Source organism: Pseudokordiimonas caeni (genome assembly GCF_026719705.1).
GTDB classification, from domain to species: Bacteria; Pseudomonadota; Alphaproteobacteria; order Sphingomonadales; family Kordiimonadaceae; genus Gimibacter; species Gimibacter caeni.
The window spans coordinates 916836-935738 of the sequence record NZ_JAPPRR010000002.1 but is presented as its reverse complement, the minus strand read 5'-3'; the positions used below and the strand labels follow the sequence as shown (position 1 = coordinate 935738).

The 18903-nt window shown below is 60.5% G+C and carries 18 protein-coding genes and 1 tRNA gene; 11 read left to right on the top strand and 8 right to left on the bottom strand.

All coding sequences use genetic code 11. From position 1 onward, the window contains the following. Nucleotides 1-815: S8 family serine peptidase (locus tag OU694_RS13300; protein WP_308911494.1), on the bottom strand; the 815-nt coding region annotated here is incomplete at its 3' end. A gap of 130 nt (nucleotides 816-945) precedes the next feature. Then, the gene (locus OU694_RS13295) at nucleotides 946-1875 is read right to left on the bottom strand and encodes an N-formylglutamate amidohydrolase (RefSeq protein ID WP_308911493.1); all 930 of its coding nucleotides are present in this window, start codon (nucleotides 1873-1875) and stop codon (nucleotides 946-948) included. A 258-nt stretch (nucleotides 1876-2133) separates the two neighbouring features. Here OU694_RS13295 and OU694_RS13290 point away from each other — a divergent pair. The 3 genes from OU694_RS13290 (at nucleotide 2134) to OU694_RS13280 (ending at nucleotide 5584) form a co-directional block, all read left to right on the top strand. Then, nucleotides 2134-2209: transfer RNA gene (locus OU694_RS13290), tRNA-Val, on the top strand. A gap of 201 nt (nucleotides 2210-2410) precedes the next feature. Further along, on the top strand, nucleotides 2411-4657 hold the full coding sequence (locus OU694_RS13285; protein ID WP_308911492.1) for a methyl-accepting chemotaxis protein: 2247 nt from the start codon (nucleotides 2411-2413) through the stop codon (nucleotides 4655-4657). Nucleotides 4658-4762: 105 nt separating this feature from the next. After that, entirely contained in the window at nucleotides 4763-5584 is an 822-nt protein-coding gene (locus OU694_RS13280; RefSeq protein ID WP_308911491.1) for a substrate-binding periplasmic protein, read from the top strand. Between the two features lie 62 nt (nucleotides 5585-5646). Here the strand turns inward: OU694_RS13280 and OU694_RS13275 are convergent, their stop codons facing one another. Further along, nucleotides 5647-6303: a PEP-CTERM sorting domain-containing protein gene (locus OU694_RS13275; RefSeq protein ID WP_308911490.1), complete on the bottom strand. Its 657-nt coding sequence runs from the start codon at nucleotides 6301-6303 to the stop codon at nucleotides 5647-5649. A 493-nt stretch (nucleotides 6304-6796) separates the two neighbouring features. Here OU694_RS13275 and typA point away from each other — a divergent pair, with 493 nt between their 5' ends. Further along, entirely contained in the window at nucleotides 6797-8626 is a 1830-nt protein-coding gene (typA, locus tag OU694_RS13270; RefSeq protein ID WP_308911489.1) for a translational GTPase TypA, read from the top strand. Between the two features lie 53 nt (nucleotides 8627-8679). Here typA and OU694_RS13265 read toward each other — a convergent pair whose 3' ends face one another. Further along, a complete protein-coding gene (locus OU694_RS13265) occupies nucleotides 8680-9582 on the bottom strand; it encodes a LysR family transcriptional regulator (protein ID WP_308911488.1) in 903 nt (300 codons plus the stop codon). A gap of 118 nt (nucleotides 9583-9700) precedes the next feature. Between OU694_RS13265 and OU694_RS13260 the strand changes: the two genes are divergently transcribed. Next, a complete protein-coding gene (locus tag OU694_RS13260; protein ID WP_308911487.1) occupies nucleotides 9701-10543 on the top strand; it encodes a sterol desaturase family protein in 843 nt (280 codons plus the stop codon). A 66-nt stretch (nucleotides 10544-10609) separates the two neighbouring features. On the opposite strand, the gene OU694_RS13255 is transcribed toward OU694_RS13260, so the two are convergent. Next, nucleotides 10610-12016 carry a methyl-accepting chemotaxis protein gene (locus OU694_RS13255; protein WP_308911486.1) on the bottom strand — a complete coding sequence of 469 codons (1407 nt, stop codon included), beginning with the start codon at nucleotides 12014-12016 and terminating at the stop codon, nucleotides 10610-10612. 146 nt (nucleotides 12017-12162) lie between these two features. Between OU694_RS13255 and OU694_RS13250 the strand changes: the two genes are divergently transcribed. Then, the gene (locus OU694_RS13250) at nucleotides 12163-12354 is read left to right on the top strand and encodes a YqaE/Pmp3 family membrane protein (protein WP_308911485.1); all 192 of its coding nucleotides are present in this window, start codon (nucleotides 12163-12165) and stop codon (nucleotides 12352-12354) included. Between the two features lie 41 nt (nucleotides 12355-12395). Further along, nucleotides 12396-12635: a GlsB/YeaQ/YmgE family stress response membrane protein gene (locus tag OU694_RS13245; RefSeq protein ID WP_308911484.1), complete on the top strand. Its 240-nt coding sequence runs from the start codon at nucleotides 12396-12398 to the stop codon at nucleotides 12633-12635. Nucleotides 12636-12653: 18 nt separating this feature from the next. On the opposite strand, the gene OU694_RS13240 is transcribed toward OU694_RS13245, so the two are convergent. Continuing rightward, on the bottom strand, nucleotides 12654-13784 hold the full coding sequence (locus tag OU694_RS13240) for an NAD(P)/FAD-dependent oxidoreductase (RefSeq protein ID WP_308911483.1): 1131 nt from the start codon (nucleotides 13782-13784) through the stop codon (nucleotides 12654-12656). A 95-nt stretch (nucleotides 13785-13879) separates the two neighbouring features. On the opposite strand from OU694_RS13240, the gene hisN reads away from it, so the two are divergent. Next, on the top strand, nucleotides 13880-14671 hold the full coding sequence (gene hisN, locus OU694_RS13235; RefSeq protein ID WP_308911482.1) for a histidinol-phosphatase: 792 nt from the start codon (nucleotides 13880-13882) through the stop codon (nucleotides 14669-14671). A 74-nt stretch (nucleotides 14672-14745) separates the two neighbouring features. Here hisN and OU694_RS13230 read toward each other — a convergent pair whose 3' ends face one another. Next, entirely contained in the window at nucleotides 14746-15294 is a 549-nt protein-coding gene (locus tag OU694_RS13230; protein WP_308911481.1) for a PepSY domain-containing protein, read from the bottom strand. Nucleotides 15295-15452: 158 nt separating this feature from the next. Next, nucleotides 15453-16469 carry an alpha/beta fold hydrolase gene (locus OU694_RS13225; protein ID WP_308911480.1) on the bottom strand — a complete coding sequence of 339 codons (1017 nt, stop codon included), beginning with the start codon at nucleotides 16467-16469 and terminating at the stop codon, nucleotides 15453-15455. Nucleotides 16470-16667: 198 nt separating this feature from the next. Between OU694_RS13225 and OU694_RS13220 the strand changes: the two genes are divergently transcribed. From OU694_RS13220 to OU694_RS13210, 3 genes are read left to right on the top strand one after another with little or no spacing between them, the layout of a single operon-like run. Beyond that, entirely contained in the window at nucleotides 16668-17900 is a 1233-nt protein-coding gene (locus OU694_RS13220; protein WP_373460340.1) for a pilus assembly protein TadG-related protein, read from the top strand. Nucleotides 17901-17905: 5 nt separating this feature from the next. Beyond that, on the top strand, nucleotides 17906-18409 hold the full coding sequence (locus OU694_RS13215; RefSeq protein WP_308911478.1) for a TadE/TadG family type IV pilus assembly protein: 504 nt from the start codon (nucleotides 17906-17908) through the stop codon (nucleotides 18407-18409). Next, nucleotides 18406-18858 carry a TadE/TadG family type IV pilus assembly protein gene (locus OU694_RS13210; protein ID WP_308911477.1) on the top strand — a complete coding sequence of 151 codons (453 nt, stop codon included), beginning with the start codon at nucleotides 18406-18408 and terminating at the stop codon, nucleotides 18856-18858. The genes OU694_RS13215 and OU694_RS13210 overlap by 4 nt, the downstream gene beginning before the upstream one ends. Nucleotides 18859-18903 lie beyond the last annotated feature (45 nt).

The window sequence follows — 18903 nt, the reverse complement described above, 5'->3', positions numbered from 1 at the left end:
ACTGAATAGATGGCTCCACCATTGCCAGGCTTATCCGCCGTCAGGACAAACTGATCCCGGAAGCTTGATACAAGAGGCGCCGTGATATGGACGTTGGCGCCAAATCCCGAGTAAACAGCATCCCCGGCGCCGTTCGTCATCCCGACCAGGATCTGCTCAAAGCTTGAAGAGGAAACAGCTGCGTCATTTGACCCATCATCGCTCCCGAAGTTGCCAGCCGAGTGGACAAAAATGCCTCCAAGTCCGTCGCGCTGAAGAGCAATTTCTTTGTTCCAGGCATGTTCCAGCAGAATTAGTGGGGAATCATTGTTCCATGCCTCCAAGTCAGCCAGATATTGGACGCCATTGAATGCCGTTCCGCTCCCGCCCGATTGATTGATAATATCGGGTAGTGCTATGTCCAGATTGAAATGACCATATTGAGAGTCCTGCATGGCAGGCGCATTTGTTCCGGCAATATCTGCACCCCAAGCGATCCCGACAATCCCTACACCATTGTTCGCTGCTGCCCCAAAAATGGAGGTGGTCAGGGTGTCATGGGAGTCGGTGCCAGGCTTATTAGTGTTAAATGCAGCATTCGGTGCGAGATCCGGATGCCCCATTTCTGGCTGCTCAATAGTTCCGATCAGAACGTCTTTACCGGAATATTCGTCCCATACAGAAACTACATTGATGTGAGCCACCGGTTCGACGCTACCGTCGGTCTGGAGCGCGTAGCCGAGCACATTCGCCTGAAACGGCAGCAGTGGATCATTGAAGGGCAGCACCGTTCCAGCGAAGGGCCCGTGGGGGATTTTGAAACTGGAACCAGCCATACAATGATCCTGAAACATGCCCTGACCACTTCGGGCATCTGTAACAATATGCATCTCAAAATTGCAGAAACGTGCAATCAGGACAAGTGGCGGCGCTTGTCACCCTTTCGAGGGAAATAGTGTCGAGCTGTTATTCGGCAGCGAGGCGCAGGTCGGTGTCGTAGGTGCGCACCAGTTCGGCGAGGCCGTTGCCCAGTCGTTCGGCCACTTCGGGCATGGCAGGCAGCGGCTCGAGGGTTGCTTCGTCCATATAAAGACTGCGGCACAGTTCGATCTGCAAGGCATGCACGCCGCTGCGCGGGGCGCCGTAATGCTGGGTGGCATAACCGCCCGAATAGGGCACATTGCGGCGTACGGTGAAACCGGCGCGCAGGAAAATGTCTTCGGCGAGCGCGGTCAGTTCGCGGTCGCAGGCCTCGCCCCAGCAATCGCCGAGTACGATATCGGGCCAGGACCGTGCCGGCCCCCATCCGAAACGACGTCCGCCGCTCACATTCTCGGCCGAGGGCATCGAATGGCAGTCAACCAGAATGGCCCGGCCATGGCGGGTGCGCAGCTGATCGAGCGTCGCCCGGACCTTGGCATGATAGGGGGCATGCACGCTTGTCACACGGTGCAGGGCCTCGCGCGCCGGAAGTGGCCCGTCATAGATCGGCGCCCCGCGCGACACGATGGCCGGAATGGTGCCGAGCCCCGCTTTCACGCGCGGCGTGCGGCGAACGGTAGCTTCGTCCAGCACCGGATGGAACATGTCGGGGTCCAACTCATCCGCCGCCCGGTTTAGATCCACATAGGCGCGCGCGTGCGTTGCCACGATCATCGTGGCACCTGTCTCAGGCAGGTCTGCAAAGATATGGTCCACATAGGCATCTTCGCTGAGGCGAAGGCCCGTGCCATCAAGCGGTGAAGCGTCGACAAGGGACGACGGATAAAAGCGGCCGCTGTGCGGCACAGCAATCAGAAAGGGGCGTTCAGCATCCTTCGGGCGGTGCAAATGGAACGGCGGCGGAACCTCGCCCCCCCGGATCGCCTCGAACATCAATGGATCGCTGTTTGCCATAGCGGCGAACGGTACGCCCGTTCCACCCTAAAGTCATGAATTAAATGAAAATTGAATATAACTGACAATTTCGGTCCTGATTCTGTTTCAATTGGAAACAGTCAGCCACTTCAAGGACATGGCAGCGGTATTTATCGGCGCGCCCGCCCACACAGATTTGGGCTTGCATCCGGATGCCCGATTGTGTAGACACCGCTTCGTCGCGCGGGCCCCAAGTGGCACGCGGTGGCAGCCCCAAGCCGGGCGCCTGAATGGCAAGGTCGGTTAGCTCAGTTGGTAGAGCGTTACGTTGACATCGTAAAGGTCGCTGGTTCGAGCCCAGTACCGACCACCATTCTCCCCCTCCCCTTTCAGAATTTCCTGACATGCAACATGCGGAAAACCCACCGCAGCCTGTAACGCATACAATTTTAACAAAAAATCAATTCCTGCAGGCTATCGTGGCGCCAACATATGAAGCGGCCGCAATGGCCGTGTTGATTGTCCAGAGATACGCATCCAGCACTCACATCGCCGCCAGGAGGGGAAGGGAACCATGCGCTATTTCGATGATATGAGAATCGCGGTCAAGCTGCCGGCCGCCGTTGTTCTTTTCCTCCTTCTTCTGGCTACCAGCATCACCGCCGCCGGCTTCATAGAAATAAGAAGCGAGCTTGATGTCATCATCCGTGACAGGCTGCAGGCTGTTGTTTCCTCCAAGCGAGCCTTCTTCGAACACTATCTGAAGACCACCGAGGAAGAAATTTCGGTAACGGCGGAAAGTCCGCTTGTCATCGATGCCCTGAAAGCCATGACCGGCGGCTACGAGGATTTCGGCAACAATGCCGAAAGCACACTCCAGAACCTTTACATCACGAACAATAGCCAAAGCGCGGGTGGGCGATCGAAGCTTGTGAAGGCCAGCGACGGCTCTGCCTACTCCGAATCCCACGGCCAGTATCACCCCTGGTTCCTCAACCTGCAGGAAACGCGCGGCTATTATGATGTGTTCCTGATCGATGCGGCAGGCGAGGTTGTCTATACCGTCTTCAAGGAAAATGATTTCGCCACCAACCTGAGTGTCGGCCGCTACAGCGACACAGGCCTCGCCCGCGTCTTCAAGGCAGCGATGGCGGGTGGCAATAATGCCGTCAGCTTTGCCGATTTCGAATCCTACGCGCCAAGCAACGGCTCCCCCGCGAGCTTCATCGCGCACCCGGTGGTCGACCCGGCCACAGGCGCCAAGATCGGCGTCCTGGCCTTCCAGATGGCGATCGATGTGATGAATGGCATCCTGCAGTCGGCCGAAGGCATGGGCCAGTCAGGTGAAACCTATGTGGTCGGCGCCGACTATCTGATGCGCACCGACAGCCGCTTCGCCAAGGAAAGCACGATCCTGAAGCAGAAAATCGACACCCCCTCCGTTCGCGCAGCCCTGCAGGGCGAAAGCGGGGTTGCCTGGATCGAGGATTACCGGGGAGTCGAGGTCGCCTCGGCCTATGAGCCCATCTCCTTCCTCGGTGCCAAATGGGCGGTCATCGGCGAGATCGATGCCGAGGAAGCCCGTGCCGCTATCGTCTCCACCGGCACGATGATGATCCTGATCGCCTTTGGCGCCATCGTGCTGATGGCCGCCGTTTCATTGTTTGTGGTGCGCGGCCTTACCCGCCCGATCAGCAACATGGTGGACGCCACCAAAGCACTCGCCGAGGGCGACACATCGGTCGCGGTTCCCCATACCGACCGGGGCGACGAGATCGGCGACATGGCCAAGGCCGTGGATGTGTTCAAGCGCGGCATGATCGAACGTACCCGCCTGCGCGACGAGGCCGACAAGGCGGAGAAAGAGCGTCTGGCGAAGGAAGCCGCCGAACGCGAGGCGGAACTGGAGCGCGAACGGGCAGCCGCCCGCGAGGAAGCCGCCCGCGCCGAAGCGCGCGCTGCCAAGGCTCAGGCGATGGCGGAGGCCATCCGCGCGTTCGAGGATCAGGTGCGCGAGCAGCTGGCCGGCGTTTCGGGGGCGGCGGACGACCTCAGCCGAACCTCGGAATTCATGTCGCAGACGGCGAAGGAAACGAACGCCCGCTCGGCCGTTGTTGCCTCTGCCGCTGAAGAGACAACCGTGAATGTGCAGACGGTTGCCGCGGCCACCGAAGAGCTCGGTGCGTCGATTGTCGAAATCGGCCGCCAGATGGCCGCTTCCACCTCCGCCAACATGCAGGCGTCGGAAAAGGCGACCTCCACCGTCACCATCATGGAAGAGCTTGCCGCCGCGTCGCAGGCCATCACCGATGTGATCGACCTGATCAACGACATTGCCGAACAGACCAACCTTCTGGCGCTCAATGCTACCATCGAAGCCGCCCGCGCGGGCGATGCCGGTAAGGGCTTTGCTGTGGTTGCGGGTGAAGTGAAATCACTCGCCAGCCAGACCGCCAAGGCAACCGAACAGATTGCCGAACAGATCAATGCGGTCCAAAGCCAGAGCAGGTCAGCGTCCGAGGCGATGAACGAGATCCGCCGGGCTGTCAGCACCACGGCCGAGCTTGCCTCTGCCGTTGCGGCAGCGGTCGAGGAGCAACAGGCCGCCACGCAGGAAATCGCCAGAAGCGTTCAGGATGCTGCCCAGGGCACTAACGAGGTAAGCGCCAACATTTCCGGCGTGGCTGCGGGGTCGGAACGCACGCAGGAATCGGCCAGCACCGTTGCGGGTGCCGCCACCGAGCTTGCCTCCAGCACGGCCCTTCTGAAGCAGGAAATCGAACAATTCCTGACACGTATTCAGGAAATTGCGAACAACTGAGCCCATAGGGCCGGAATAGATTGTATTTTAACGGAATCTCAAGGGGTCCGGGCTATAGCTGGCCGCATGGTCATGCGCGCAATCAATCAGGCAGCAGGGTTGCTGATGCTTTTCGCCGCCGCAGGAGGGAACGTCTCTTCTGCGGCGGTCTCCGATTCCGTGCCCGCCGCGCCAGCCCCGGCGCAGCATCCGGCCGAGCACCTTTATGCCACCGGGTGGGGTCTCACGCTAAAAACTGACGGCACCGGTTTTTATAACGAACTCATGAAGTTTGTGCTAACCGAGGCGGGCTTCGGGCCCGATTACCGGGTGATGCCCTATAACCGCGCCGTCAGCAGCCTGAAGGCGGATGAAGACGGATGCCTTTATCCTGCCTACACGCCCATCATGCACCCGAACGGGCTTGATGAGCAGCTTGAGATCGGCCTCGAAGCCTCCGAACCGCTCCTCAGGGTCGTGACGCATCTTTTTGCCCAGCCCGGCCAAAAACCGCTCGCCCGGCTTGAAGACCTGAAGGGCAAGCTGATCGGCCACCCGATGGGCTCGCGCATTGCCGATGTCCTAGCCCCCTACGGCGCCCGCTATATGGCCTCGCTTGATGAAACGGCGAAGGCAAAACTGCTTCTCACCGGGCGGGTCGACTATATCTCTGCATCCCTGCCCGATGCGGCCTTTGTGTTTCAGGCGCTCGGCGAGGAATTGCCGCCCTATAATCCCGACCTGTTGCTTGTTTCCGCCACCATCGGCGTGGTGTGCCGGCCCTCGGTGCAGGGCCGTGCCTTCCTTGCCGCCATCTCCACCACCCTTTCAAGGCTGCGCGAAAATGGCCGCCTCGCCGAATTTTTCGAGGGCCGCGGCATTTCGGTCGAAATGCATCTGCCCGCCGACCGGCCGCTTGAAGGCATAGCCGTCAAGTCGCAGCGCTAGAATAAACAAAGGCCGGACTTTCCAGCCCGGCCTTCCCGTCATTCTGAATTTCCTGCCGTATCTCAAGCCAGCCGTATAGCCATCCGGTTGCGGCGGCGGAAGGTGGTGCCTGCAAGGCCGAAGCCAAGCACCAGCAGAAGCCAGGTTTCGGCTTCGGGGATCGCCGAAACGATCACATTGTCGATAAAGCCGCCATATTCGTTGGCATTGCCGAAGGCTTCGAAGCTGAGGAGATAGTCACCGTCCGTACCGATGGTGAAATCCAGGAGATATTGTTCCCACGCCGTGCCGTTGCCCTTCGCCGTGTTGGCGCTGACATCGAAGCCGTTGATCGAGGCGAGGATACCGTTGTCGCCAAACACCGATGTGCGCGGACGGTACCAGAAGGAAAGCTGGTACGAACCCTGGCCGAGGCCCAGCCACTGGCCCATTGCCGTGTTGGTGGATTCGCCCGGCAGGCCGCCGTTCGAGGTGTCGCTGTCCAGTTCGACGTAGAAATTGCCGTCCTGCGCCGTCGTCACCACACCGCTGCCCTGGATCTCGATCCCGGCGCCGTCGATGGTCTCCCACGGGCCAACCGTATTGAACACATGCCAGTTGGCGCCCACGACGCCGTGGCCGTCCTCGAAGCTGCCGTTCGACACAAAATTGGTGGCGGCATGCGCGGCCTGACCGATAAGGAGCGCAGCTGCAAGGCCGATTGTCGCAATCTTGTTCATTTCAAATTCCTTTCCGCTTTCGCGGGGATTTCCATTTCACCCGGGGCGCACGCCAGTCGGGCACACACATCTCGCCTCTTGCGCCGTGCTTTCGCACACCGCAGAGCCTGATCTCACATGCCTGTCTTAAGGGAGCGCCGCTTCAGCGGGCTTATTCGTTAACAATCTGTTAACTTCAATCAGTCGCCTCTGTCAAATCGCCGGACCTTGGCCCGCCGTTCGGGGTGGCGCGATTCTTATGCTGCACCTGCGAATAAGTCAATATTTTGCTTTAATTTTAACTATTTATGCATGCTGAATGGCGGAATTCCGCCCTGTTTCATTATGAAACGCTCCCCCACTGCGTGCATACCTGTTGCGCTGCACCGTGCGAATCGGTCAGCGGCCCATCAGGGCTTGCCGGATGGGGCCAAGGCGCGTATAAGGCGCCGCAAGCATAAAGGGGAGGCTCCGGCTGTGACCGGGGCCTTTCCGCATTTGAAAGACCTTCCCCATGAGCAAGCCGATCCGCAATATCGCGATCATCGCCCACGTCGACCATGGCAAGACCACGCTCGTCGACAATCTCTTCCGCCAGTCCGGCACCGTCCGCGACAACCAGCGCGTTGCCGAGCGCGCCATGGATAGCGGCGATCTGGAGCGCGAGCGCGGCATCACCATTCTCGCCAAATGTACCTCGGTTGTTTGGAACGATACCCGCATCAATATCGTCGACACCCCCGGTCACGCCGACTTCGGCGGCGAAGTGGAGCGGATCCTTTCGATGGTGGACGGCGTGGTGCTGCTCGTCGACGCCGCAGAAGGCCCGATGCCGCAAACCAAGTTCGTGACCATGAAGGCGCTCGCCCTTGGCCTGAAGCCCATCGTGGTGGTGAACAAGGTGGACAAGCCGGACGGAGATCCGGACGCCGCCACCGACGCCTGCTTCGATCTCTTTGTGGCCCTTGGCGCGAACGACGAGCAGCTCGATTTCCCGATCCTTTATGCGTCGGGCCGCGACGGCTGGGCCGTCAACGACCTCGCCAATGACAAGCGCGAAAACCTCAATCCGCTGTTCGCCAAGATTGTCGAGCATGTCGAGCCCCCGAAGCCGACGACCGACGGCTCGGTCGACAAACCCTTCTCGATGCTCGTCACGCTTCTGGACCGCGACAACTTCGTGGGCCGCGTGCTGACCGGGCGTGTGCAAACCGGCCGCATCAATATCGGCGATCCGATCCGCGCGCTCAACGGTAACGGCGAAGTTGTGGAAACCGGCCGTATCACCAAGCTCCTCTCGTTCCGCGGGCTGGAGCGTGTGCCGGTCGAGCAAGCCGAAGCGGGCGATATCATCGCCATCGCCGGCCTGCAGATCGCAACCGTGGCCGACACCATCGCCGTGCCGGAAGTGACCGTGCCGCTGCGCGCCCACCCGGTGGACCCGCCGACCCTCGCCATGACCTTCGCCGTGAACGACAGCCCGCTCGCCGGCCGCGAAGGCAAGCACGTGACGAGCCGTGTGATCCGTGACCGCCTGATGCGCGAAGCCGAAGGCAACGTGGCGATCAAGATTACCGAAGCCGAAAACAACGATGCCTTCGAAGTGGCCGGCCGCGGCGAACTTCAGCTTGGCGTTCTGATCGAGACCATGCGCCGCGAGGGCTTCGAGCTGGCCATCTCGCGCCCGCGCGTTCTCTTCAAGATGGATGAAGACTGCAAGCGCCTTGAGCCTTACGAGACCGTCCAGATCGACGTGGACGAAGCTTATCAGGGCGTTGTGGTGGAAAAGATGAGCCTCCGCAAAGCCGAGCTGAAGGGCATGGCCCCCTCGGGCGGCGGCAAGGTTCGCCTCACGTTTGACGCCCCGGCCCGTGGCCTCATCGGCTATCACGGTGAATTCCTCACCGATACGCGTGGCACCGGCATCATGAACCGCATCTACGATCGCTACGACGCCTACAAGGGCCCGATCGCCGGCCGTCAGCGCGGCGTGCTGATCGCCAACGGTTCGGGCAAGGCCGTTGCCTATGCGCTGTGGAACCTTGAAGAGCGCGGCGTGATCATGATCGAAACCGGTGACGAGACCTACGAAGGCATGATCATCGGTGAACACAGCCGCGACAACGACCTGGATGTGAACGTGCAGCGCGCCAAGCAGCTGACCAACATCCGCGCCGCCGGCAAGGACGAGGCCGTCCGCCTGACGACCCCGCGCAAACTGCCGCTCGAGGAAGCACTCGCCTATATCAACGACGACGAACTTGTCGAGGTAACGCCCAAATCGATCCGCCTGCGCAAACGCTTCCTGAAGCCGCACGAGCGCAAGAAGGCGAAAGACGCATAAGCGTCAGACCGAAACCAGCACAGAAAGGGCGACCCTCTGGTCGCCCTTTTTCTTTACCCCGCCACGTCCTCAAAGAGCTTCATCACACGCCGGGCCAAGGGGCTTTGGGGGCGGTGGCGACGGCGGATGATCTGGGGGCGGGTGGTGGCGGACAAGAAATCGAGCGGCACAATGGCAAGCCCCGTCTCCGCCTCGCCGCCCGCCAGATGCGCCGCCACGCGTGCAGGCGTGAGCACCGCGAGGTCGCTGGTTTTTGCCGCCGCCACCAGCGCGACATAGCTGTCGCATTCCAGCGTCATGCGCCCGGCCGCGCGGGCCGGACCGGTTAGGGCGTCTGCCACCCCTTTCAGGCCCGGCGGGGCGGGCACGCTGCCCATGGGGCAGACGATCAGGTCGGCCGCCGTTTTCGGCGGACTGGCAATCAGCGGATGATGGCTGCGCACCAGCGCCACAATGGGGTCGTCCTTCAGCGGTGTGGCCACGATATCAGGGTCGTGCGGGTCCACCGTGAAATCATAGACGGCGAAATCGAGCGTGCCGGCCATCAGACGGGGCAGCAGGTTTTCGGCGTGGCCGGTCTCGATCAGCAGCGAGCCTTCGATGGCTTCGGTCGACAGGCGCCTGAGCACTTCGGGCACATAGCCCGCCTGCACCGCCGGTCCCACACCCACTGTCACCCGGCCCGCCTGCCCCTGCCGCCACAGGCTGGCGCGGCGTTCCACATCGTCGGCCTCACGCAGCAGGCGCCGTCCGTCCCCGAGGATTTCAGCACCGATCGGGGTCAACACCAGCCGCCGCCCCGCACGCTCGAACATCGGCACGCCCAAGAGTTCTTCCATCCGCCGTACGCTTTTGGTCAGCGCAGGCTGCGTGAGACCCAGCGCTTCCGCCGCCTTCTCAAGCCCGCCATGATCCACAATGGCCGCCAGATGCCTCAGGTGCCGCAGTTCCAGCATTCATATAACTCATAGTTATTTATACTGTCTTTTTTATCACTAATTTTCATCTGATGGCAGCGCTATTCTATCCCTTAAGGGAGAATGGGCCTTTCGGGCCCGGGAAGGGATAGATGTCATGGACGAAAAGATCGTCATCATGCTGATATTCATCGGCTTCGGGGTCGCTGAAATCATCGCCGGACGTTTTCTCAACAAGGATGTGGCCACAAGCCGCGACTGGATGATGGAAGTGATTTCCACCAGCATCATCATGGCGGTCACCATCCCCGCGATCCTTTTCGCGGTGGATTGGATGGGCCATCACTGGTTCGCGGATTATGCCGGTGTGCTGTCCACATTGCCGATCTGGATGATGCTCGCCCTGTTCCTCGTGGGCGACGACATGACCCAATATTGGTGGCACCGCCTGTCGCACTCGGTACCCTTCCTCTATAACCTGCACCGCGCCCACCATAGCGCGCCCTATATGAGCATCCGCATCGTTTACCGGAACAATATCTTCTACTATGCGCTGATGCCGGGCCTCTGGATTTCGGCGGCACTCGTCTTCCTCGGCCTTGAAGCCGTTTATCCCTGGTATCTGATCGTCAAGCTCAGCGTCATTTTCGGTGCGCACTCCAGCGTGCGGTGGGACGAGTGGCTCTACAAGATCCCGGCCCTCGACAAGGTCATGTGGGTTGTGGAACGCACCATCTCCACCCCCGCCACCCATTCGGCGCACCATGGCCTGCACAAGGAAGACGGCGTCACCAACTACAAGGGCAATTACGGCAACCTGCTGTTCTTCTGGGATGTGCTCTTTGGCACCGCCCACATCACCCGCCGCTACCCCAAGGAATACGGGATCGAGGGCTTGCCTGATGTCAGCTGGCAACAGGAACTGATGTGGCCGGTGGTCGGTGCCGGTAACGGCGTGAAATCGGAAGCCCCTGCGATTTCTTCCCCGCAGGAGGCCTGATGAAAGAAAAGGGCGCCCCGATACCCCGCGGAGCGCCCTTTTCAGTCTCTGATTTGCCGTAGTGGATCAGGCGACCTTGCGGTCGCTTTCTTTTTCGTCGTCAGCGCCGCGCAGGCGTACGAGGAACCGCTGCAGCGAACGCTCCAGATTGCTCGATTGCTCGATAAGCGTATCGGAAGACCGTGAAACGACCTCGGCCGCGCCGGCGCTTTCATCCGCCATATCCTGCACGCGGCCAACGCTCACCGATAGCATCTCGGTGCCGTCGCTCGCGCTTTTCGCGCTGCGGCTGATCTCGCTCGTGGAAGCTTCCTGCTCTACGACCGCCGCCGCGATCGCGGAATTGATCGAATTCACCCGCTCGATCGCCGTGCGGATGCCTTGAACGGCCTCCACAGTATCGCGCGTGGCGGTCTGCATCGCGGCAACCTGCGCTTCGATCTCCTTGGTGGCACCCGCGGTTTGCGTTGCAAGGTTCTTCACCTCGCTCGCCACCACCGCAAAGCCACGGCCTGCTTCGCCTGCGCGCGCTGCCTCGATCGTGGCATTGAGCGCCAGAAGGTTCGTCTGCTCGGCAATATCATTGATCAGCGTGATGACCTCGGCGATCCGGCCCGAAGCACCTTCAAGCGTTTCAACACGGCCGCGTGCGCCTTCAGCCGCATTCACGGCTTCGCTGGTGATGCCGTTGGCTTCCTGCACCTGACCGCGGATTTCCCCGATGGCGGACGACAGGCCTTCGGCAGCCGATGCCACCTGCCCCATATTGTCACGTGCCTGATCGCTCGCGCCCGCAGCCGTGCCAACCTCGCGCTGGGTTTCGCCGACCGCACTTGCCATCGTTTCCGATGCCGACTGCAGTTCGGTCACGGCCGTTGCCAGCGCCTCGATCACATGGCTGACTTCGCCTTCAAACGAGTCTGCAAGCTGCATCTGCAGGCGGCGGGCTTCCTCGGCGCGGGCCTTGGCTTCCGCTTCCTTGGCGAGCCGGTCACGCTCCTCGCGGGCACGTTCCATTTCCTGCTGGGCGCGTTCCTCGGCCTCGCGCTCCTCGCGCATGGCTTCGGCGTCGGCTGCCAGCCGGTCTGCTTCAAGCGCGCGCTGGCGCAGTTTTTCAACCGCTCGCGCCATGCCGCCAAGCGCATCCCGCTGGCTGGTCCCGTCCACTTCCTTGTCGATCCGCCCTTCGGCGAGTGCCAGAAGGTCTTCCTCCAGCGCTGCAAGCGGGCGCAGAAAGCTCTGGGTGATCAGATAGCCAAGCAAGGAAATCAGGCCGACCATGACGGCGGTAACGCCGTAAACAATGATCTTGTCCTGATCGAACAGATCAACGGCAACCTTGCCGGCGCCTTTAAGAAGATCCTCGATCGCCCAGTTATATAGGACGATCATTGTGAAAATACCGAGAATACCAAGGCCAGACATGGCCCAGATGCGGTAAAGCAAGCGGACACGCCGCATCAGATTGATCATTTTCCCCCCGATCAACTCAGTGCTTTTTTATGACATTCTTATGAATCTTATTGGCTCCGCGCCGAAAGGCAAGCCTCTTGCGCCCTCAAGCACTTGAGGGCATCCTGTTATCACACGACAGCAACATCATAGTCAGGAGACAATCCATGCGGCTTCTGCTCGCTATCCTCATTCCACCGCTGGTCTTTTTCACAATCGGCCGTCCGTTTCAGGGCATCTTCTGCCTGATCCTGTGGCTCACGCTGATCGGCTGGCCGGTGGCGGCAATCTGGGCGGTCTATAGCCTCAGCCAGTACCGGAACGAGGAAATGCACCGCGAACTCGGCGGTCGTCACTGATCGCAATCCATCACGGATTTTAACCAGGGGGAGGATATCCAGTGATCTATGCACTTCTTATCGGCGGGCTTGCCGGCTTTCTGGCCGGGCAGTTCATGAAGGGTGCCGGCTACGGCATCATCGTCAATATCATCCTCGGGCTTCTGGGCGGCCTTGTCGGCCGTTTCCTGTTCAGCCTGATCGGCCTTGGGGCCAGCGGCTTCATCGGTGAACTGATCACCGCCACCGTCGGTGCCGTTGTGCTGATCTGGGTATCCGGCAAGATCAAGGCGAAGGGCTGACGCCCTTCCGCGCCTTCACTATGATATGAGCCGCGCGGGGGCATAGACCTCGGGGTCCACCCCCGCCGCCACAAAATCATCAGGCAGCGCCGCACCGCGCACAAGGCAGGCGGCGGTTTCCGACCATGCCGGCGATGTCTGGATGCCGAAGCCGCCCTGGCCTGCCGACCAGAAAAAGCCCTCAGCGCGCGGGTCGAAGCCGATCACCGGCGCACGGTCAGGCGCAAAGCTCCTGAGCCCCGCCCACTTAGACCGCAACCTCGCAACATTCGCGCCGACCGCCTTTTCGAAATGATCGATGGCAAGCGCGATATCCTCCATCTCCGGCTGGGCATCGCACGGCTCGCTCGGTGTTTCATCAGCGGGCGACAGGAGGAAGCCTTCGCCCTCCGGCTTGAAATACCAGCTTTCCTGCAAGTCCATGATCACCGGGGCCTCGCGCCTGAATCCGGCAAGCCCCGGATTTTCGATGGTCACGATGGTGCGCCGGAGCGGCATGATGCCGAGAGGGGCAAGCCCCGCCATTCCCGCCACCTTGTCGGCCCACGCACCCGCCGCATTCACGACAACAGGTGCCGCAACCTCACCTATCCGCGTCGCGGCAATCCAGCGTCCACCCTCATAGCGCAGGCTTTCAACGCTCGCGTCCAGAAGGATATCCCCGCCCGCCTTCCGCATGCTGCGCAGATAGGCCTGATGCAGCGCTGCCACATCAAGGTCGCGGCATTCCGGATCATGGATCGCGCCCGCAAACCGGCTGCCATCCAGAAAGGGGGCAAGGGCTAGCGTGTCTTCATGGCCGATCATGCGCACAGCAGGCAAGGCCACCTGCATGTCGGCAAATGCTTTCAAGGCGGCTGGCCGCTCGTCTTCGCGAAACAGATGGATCTCGCCGCGCGGGGTCACCAACGGCACATCGGTGAAGCCTTCGGGCGGCGCCACGAAAAAGGGCTTCGATGCGGTCGTCAACGGCTGCAGTTTCGGCCCGCCGTATGATTCCGCATAGAAAGCCGCCGACCGGCCGGTCGTGTGATATCCTGCCTGCGCCTCGGCCTCCACAAGCGTCACCCGTGCATGCCGCGACAGGAAATAGGCGGCGCCCGTCCCTGCGATACCGCCGCCAATGATCAGGATGTCCGTTTCACGCATTTTGTAACTCATTGTTCCCGTGGCCACCCTTGTGATCTATAGAGAAGGCGAAATCAAGTCACCGCCCTGTGACGCCCCAAGCCCGGAGCCGCCCCATGACCGCATCCCCGCCCGCCCAACTCATTCAGGAGCTTGCCTCCTTCGCCGGGGAGACGGCCGACGCCGCCGCGAAAGTGACGATGGACTGGTTCCGCCGCCCGCTCGATATCGTCAACAAGGAAGACGGCAATCGTTTCGATCCCGTCACGATTGCCGATCGGGGCGCCGAGGAAGCCATCCGCGCCCTCATCGAAGCGCGCTACCCCGATCATGGCATCATCGGCGAAGAGCACGGTGTGAAGGAAGCCCGGTCCCCCTTCACCTGGGTGCTTGACCCCGTCGATGGCACCCGTGCCTTCATCTCCGGCCTGCCTACATGGGGCACACTGATCGGCCTTCTCTACGAGGGCGAACCGCTCATCGGCGTGATCGACCAGCCTTACCTCAAGGAGCGCTATCTCGGCACACCGGGCGCCTCGTTCCTCAACGGCCAGCAAATCCGCACCCGCCCCTGCGCAGATGTGAGGGAAGCCACCCTTTCGACGACCGACGCAGCCCTGTTCAGGGGCACGGACCGCGAAGCCTATGACCGGCTTCTAGCCGAATGCCGCCTCGTGCGCTACGGCCTCGATTGCTATGCCTATGCCATCTTGTCACTTGGATATATGGATATCGTCGCTGAAGCGGGCCTGAAGATTTATGACATGGCGGCCCTCATCCCTGTCATCCGGGGAGCCGGCGGCCACGCAAGCGACTGGCAAGGCGGCAACGACTGGGCCGGTGGCCGTCTTCTGGCGTTGGGCGACCCGGCGCTTCTCGCCCCGGTCAGTGGCCTTCTCGCCCGCTAGGCCTTGTTTGCCAAAGGTCCTGCGCGGTCGGGCCCTCGATCCAGAGCTAGCCCTTATGGTCACCGCTAATCCGGCTATGACTGCGCTTTGTTATGCCCGACAGCGGCCTGTCGCCGCCGTTTCTGCGCGCGCACGATGTAGGGCAGGACGAAGAGATAAATCCCGGTACCCCAGAGGACGAGCATGACAATCCCGCCCGGCAGGAAGATGAAGCGCTTGGCGCCGTCTCCGAAGAAAGAGCCGTCGTGGAGCGATTCGATAATGTCCGAGCGCCGGTAGGCAACCTGCAGGACTTCACCGGTTTCGGTATCTATCTGTGCTTCCCAATTGTTGGCAGCGACGAATTTGACGATCCCGTCCCCCGGCTTGACGTCCACCCGCTGCAGACTGCGCCAGTTTTCGAGGTCGAGTTCCTCGACCTTTTGTGCGGCAGCGAAAAGTTCCTCGAAGCTCAAGGCTGGAACAGCGCTGGCGGCGACACCTGCCTGGGTCGGTGGCTGAATCCAGATAATGTCTTTTTTCAGCATGAGGAAAAGGCCGCTGATCACCACCACCCCGAATGGCAACATGATGAGGAGCGAGCCCCAATGATGCACCTGTCGCCAGAGTTTCTGTGCCTTCATGTCACGTCTCGTAATATTTCGCCGTGATGGTCCGGCAGGTGGTCCCCAATCTGGGGTAGCCGACGTCCCCGCACGGAAGGTCTGTTTGCGGGAACATGGGTTCGCATCGGCAAGCTGACCTGCTTTGGACCGTTTTTGCCGAGCTTTGTCAACAGGACCTATGAGGGAAACTCGCCGCCAAGATCAAGGAAATCGACGATGGCGGCCCAGAGCTCGGCCCGTACCCGGTCGGTTTCCTTGTACATCTCATGCATCGCGCCCTCGATGCGCACCAGTCGGCAGTTGGGCATCCGCGCCGCAAACGCGCTCATTGCCTTGTTATCAACGATCTGGTCCTCGCCCGCCTGCAGCATCAGCACCGGGTTCATGATCGCTTCGGGGTAACCGGGGCTGTTCAGGACATCGGTTGACTTCACGGCCTCAAGGAGCCACCGCCACGTGGCACCCCCAACAGCAAGGTCGCGGTCCACCGTCTGGATGAAATGGTCTTCGTCCAAGAAACGTTCGTCATCGTGGGTGAGCTTCGCGCGCCAGCCCCAGCGCCCTTCCTTGAACGCCTCATGGCCCGGCACATAGCCGTTTTCATTGCCCATCCGGCACATCAGGCCGGCCAGGCCCCGCATCATGAAAACCGGCAGGCCGCCAGAGAAAATCCGTACCATGGGCGAAACCGTGATGGCCCGGTCGATCCGGGTCCCGTGATCATGCATATAACGCAGCGAGGCATGGCTGCCCGCCGAATGTGCCGCCAGAAGAAACGGCCCCGGCGCCCCGGCGGCAACCAGCGCATCAATCACCACGTCCATGTCGCCGATATGCTTGTCGAAGCTCGTGACATAATGTTTCTCACGGTCGGTGCATTCACGATGCGACAAGCCTTGCCCACGCAGGTCCATCCCGGCCACGGCATAACCAAGGCTATGGAACAGATGCATGTCCTCGAACGCCTTTTCGATGAATTCGGTGCGGCCGGGCACGAAAAGCACGGTGCCGCGCGCCTCCGGCCGCAGCGCCGGCGCAAGGCCATAACGAATCTGCGCGCCGTCCGCCGCTGTCGCGAACGCCAGCGCAAAGCCCTGCGGTGCCGTGCGGCGCAGGGGGCGGGCAGCGGCCAGACGCTCCGAAAGCGAGCCACTCAACCCAAGGTCACCCGAATGTATATGGCAAGTATTCATTTTTAGCGGATTCCCCAATTTTGGAAAAAATTGCTACGATCTGTTTACTTCATTGCAAGATGATGAACCTAATATCGGCCGATCAAGCGCAATGGCAGTTGAGCTTTGAGGCAGGCAATGTATCAAGTATTAAATAGACCATCCAGTTCGGTATGGCTTCATAAATTTCTTCAGGCTGATTCAGGCGGCACCCTCACGATGACGGCGATCATGATGCCGCTCATCTTGGGATTTGCCGGCCTCGGGCTTGATTTGTCCTACTGGTATATGGAACGGCGGCAAGTCCAGAACCTTGCCGACATGGCCGCCATCGATGGCGCCCATTCTCAAACCTATTTCGAGGACGCCGATCTTGATGATCAGGTCGAACACTTCCTGAACCAGAACGGCCTCGACCCCGCCCGCGACACCCTGACGCTCAGCATGCCGCCCTTGAACGGCGAATTTGAAGGCAGTAACGGCTATGTTGAAGCTGTCATGGCACGCGAAGCCCCGCTCCATTTCGTGTCAGCGCTTTATTCCTTCATTGGTGGTGAATTCACGCTGACAGTGCGCGGTCGCGCGGTCGCGGCGGCCTTGAAGATTGGCCAGAACTGCATCATCGCACTGGACCCGAGCGCCAAATATGCGCTTGATTTTGTCGGCACCTCAGACGTGACCGCCGACTGCGGTGCCATCGCCAACAGCACCGCCAACCCCGCCGTGCGGGTGACAGGCAACGCCGAGCTGATCTCGAACTCGCTGCAGGCGGTGGGCGAGATCAATATCCAGCATGAGGAAAATGTCACCATTCCGGTGATCGAGCCCTATGCCGCGGCCTCCAAGGACCCCTACGAGGACCTCGTGGCGCCTGACGTGTCGGGTTGCGACTATACCGACAAGGTTACGGCAAACGACTTTGACACCCTGTCGCCCGGCGTTTACTGCGGTGATATCGTTGTGCAAGGCACGGATGTGACTTTCGAGCCCGGTGTGTATCACCTGTATACGACCGGCAATCAGGCGGCGGACTTCATCGCTAACGCAGGGGCCGAGATGTTCGGTGAAGGTGTCACGATCATCCTTAGTTCGCAGGGCAGCTACAAGACAGGTGCTGTGACCATCAATGGTGGCGCGACCATCGACCTGACCGCCCCGACATCCGGCGACTGGAACAGCATTCTTTTCTTCCAGGACAGGTATAATAACGACCCCAACTCGCTTCTGAAATTCAACGGCGGGGCAACGATGAACCTGAACGGTGCCATCTATGCGCCAAGCGCGAAGGTCAGCTTCACGGGCGGTGCATCCACAGAAGACGCATGTCTTCTGGTCGTGTCGCAGAAGATCGAATTTGCCGGAGTATCGAACCTCGGAAACAGCGAGGAAGCCTGTGCTGCTCTCGGCCTGGGTGCCCTGCAGCGGCAGGAACGGGTCCAACTGGTGGAGTGATCGACATGCAAAAGGAAAGCTCCCGACTGATGAAGGCCATGATCCGCAGGCTACGGCGCGACGAGAAAGGCGCCATCGCAGTTGAAACCGGCATGATCCTTTCGATCCTGCTGATCGTAGGTCTCGGCGTGTTCGACTATGGCCTCCTTGCCGCCCACAATATGGGATTGGCGAACGCAGCGCGCTCCGGCATGCAATATGCCCTCGTTCGCAAGCCGCAAAGCGGCGACTTTACCGCCATCATCAATGCCGTGGAAAAGGCGGCTCCAGCCCAAACTGCCGCCGGTGACAGGCAGATTGATGTCTCCATGTATTGCCGGTGCCCCGATGACGACACGGACGTGGAATGCACCAGCGAGGAAGGCGAAGACCTGAGCTGCCCCGACGCAACGCTCCGCGCCGCCTATATCAAGGTTGCCATCAGTGAAACATACCCGATGATGTTCAACATCATGGGCATCGCCGATGACATCCACCTCAAGGAAGACGTTGTAGCGAGGCTGAATTGACCAAGCAGGCCGAAAAAAAATTACCGTCCGCGTTCCTGCATGATGAGCGCGGGGTCGCGGCAATCGAATTCGCGCTGACCTTACCGATTTATCTCGCCATGATCATTTTCATGGTGGAAGTGGCCCGCATGGCGATGACACAAAGCATCATCTCCTTCGCCGCACAGGAAGCCACCCGCTACGCGCTCGTCAATTACGATGCGACAACCGAGGACGTCTCTGCAACAGCGGCAGACGCGCTCATCGGCCTTTCACCGGAAAACCTGAATGCGATCATCGTGACCGCCCCTGTTGATCCGGCCGACAACACCCGCCTTGTCTCGGTCGAAATCCAGTATCAGTACAAGCCGATTCTGCCCGTCGACGCTTTCCTTGCTGGCGACCAGGGCGGCTTTCAACTGACAGGACAGTCCCAGGGCTTCATCACCGAAGAAATTCCTGAGACATGACAGTCGATTACCTCATCGAATCCTTCCCAACCAATCGTATTTGAT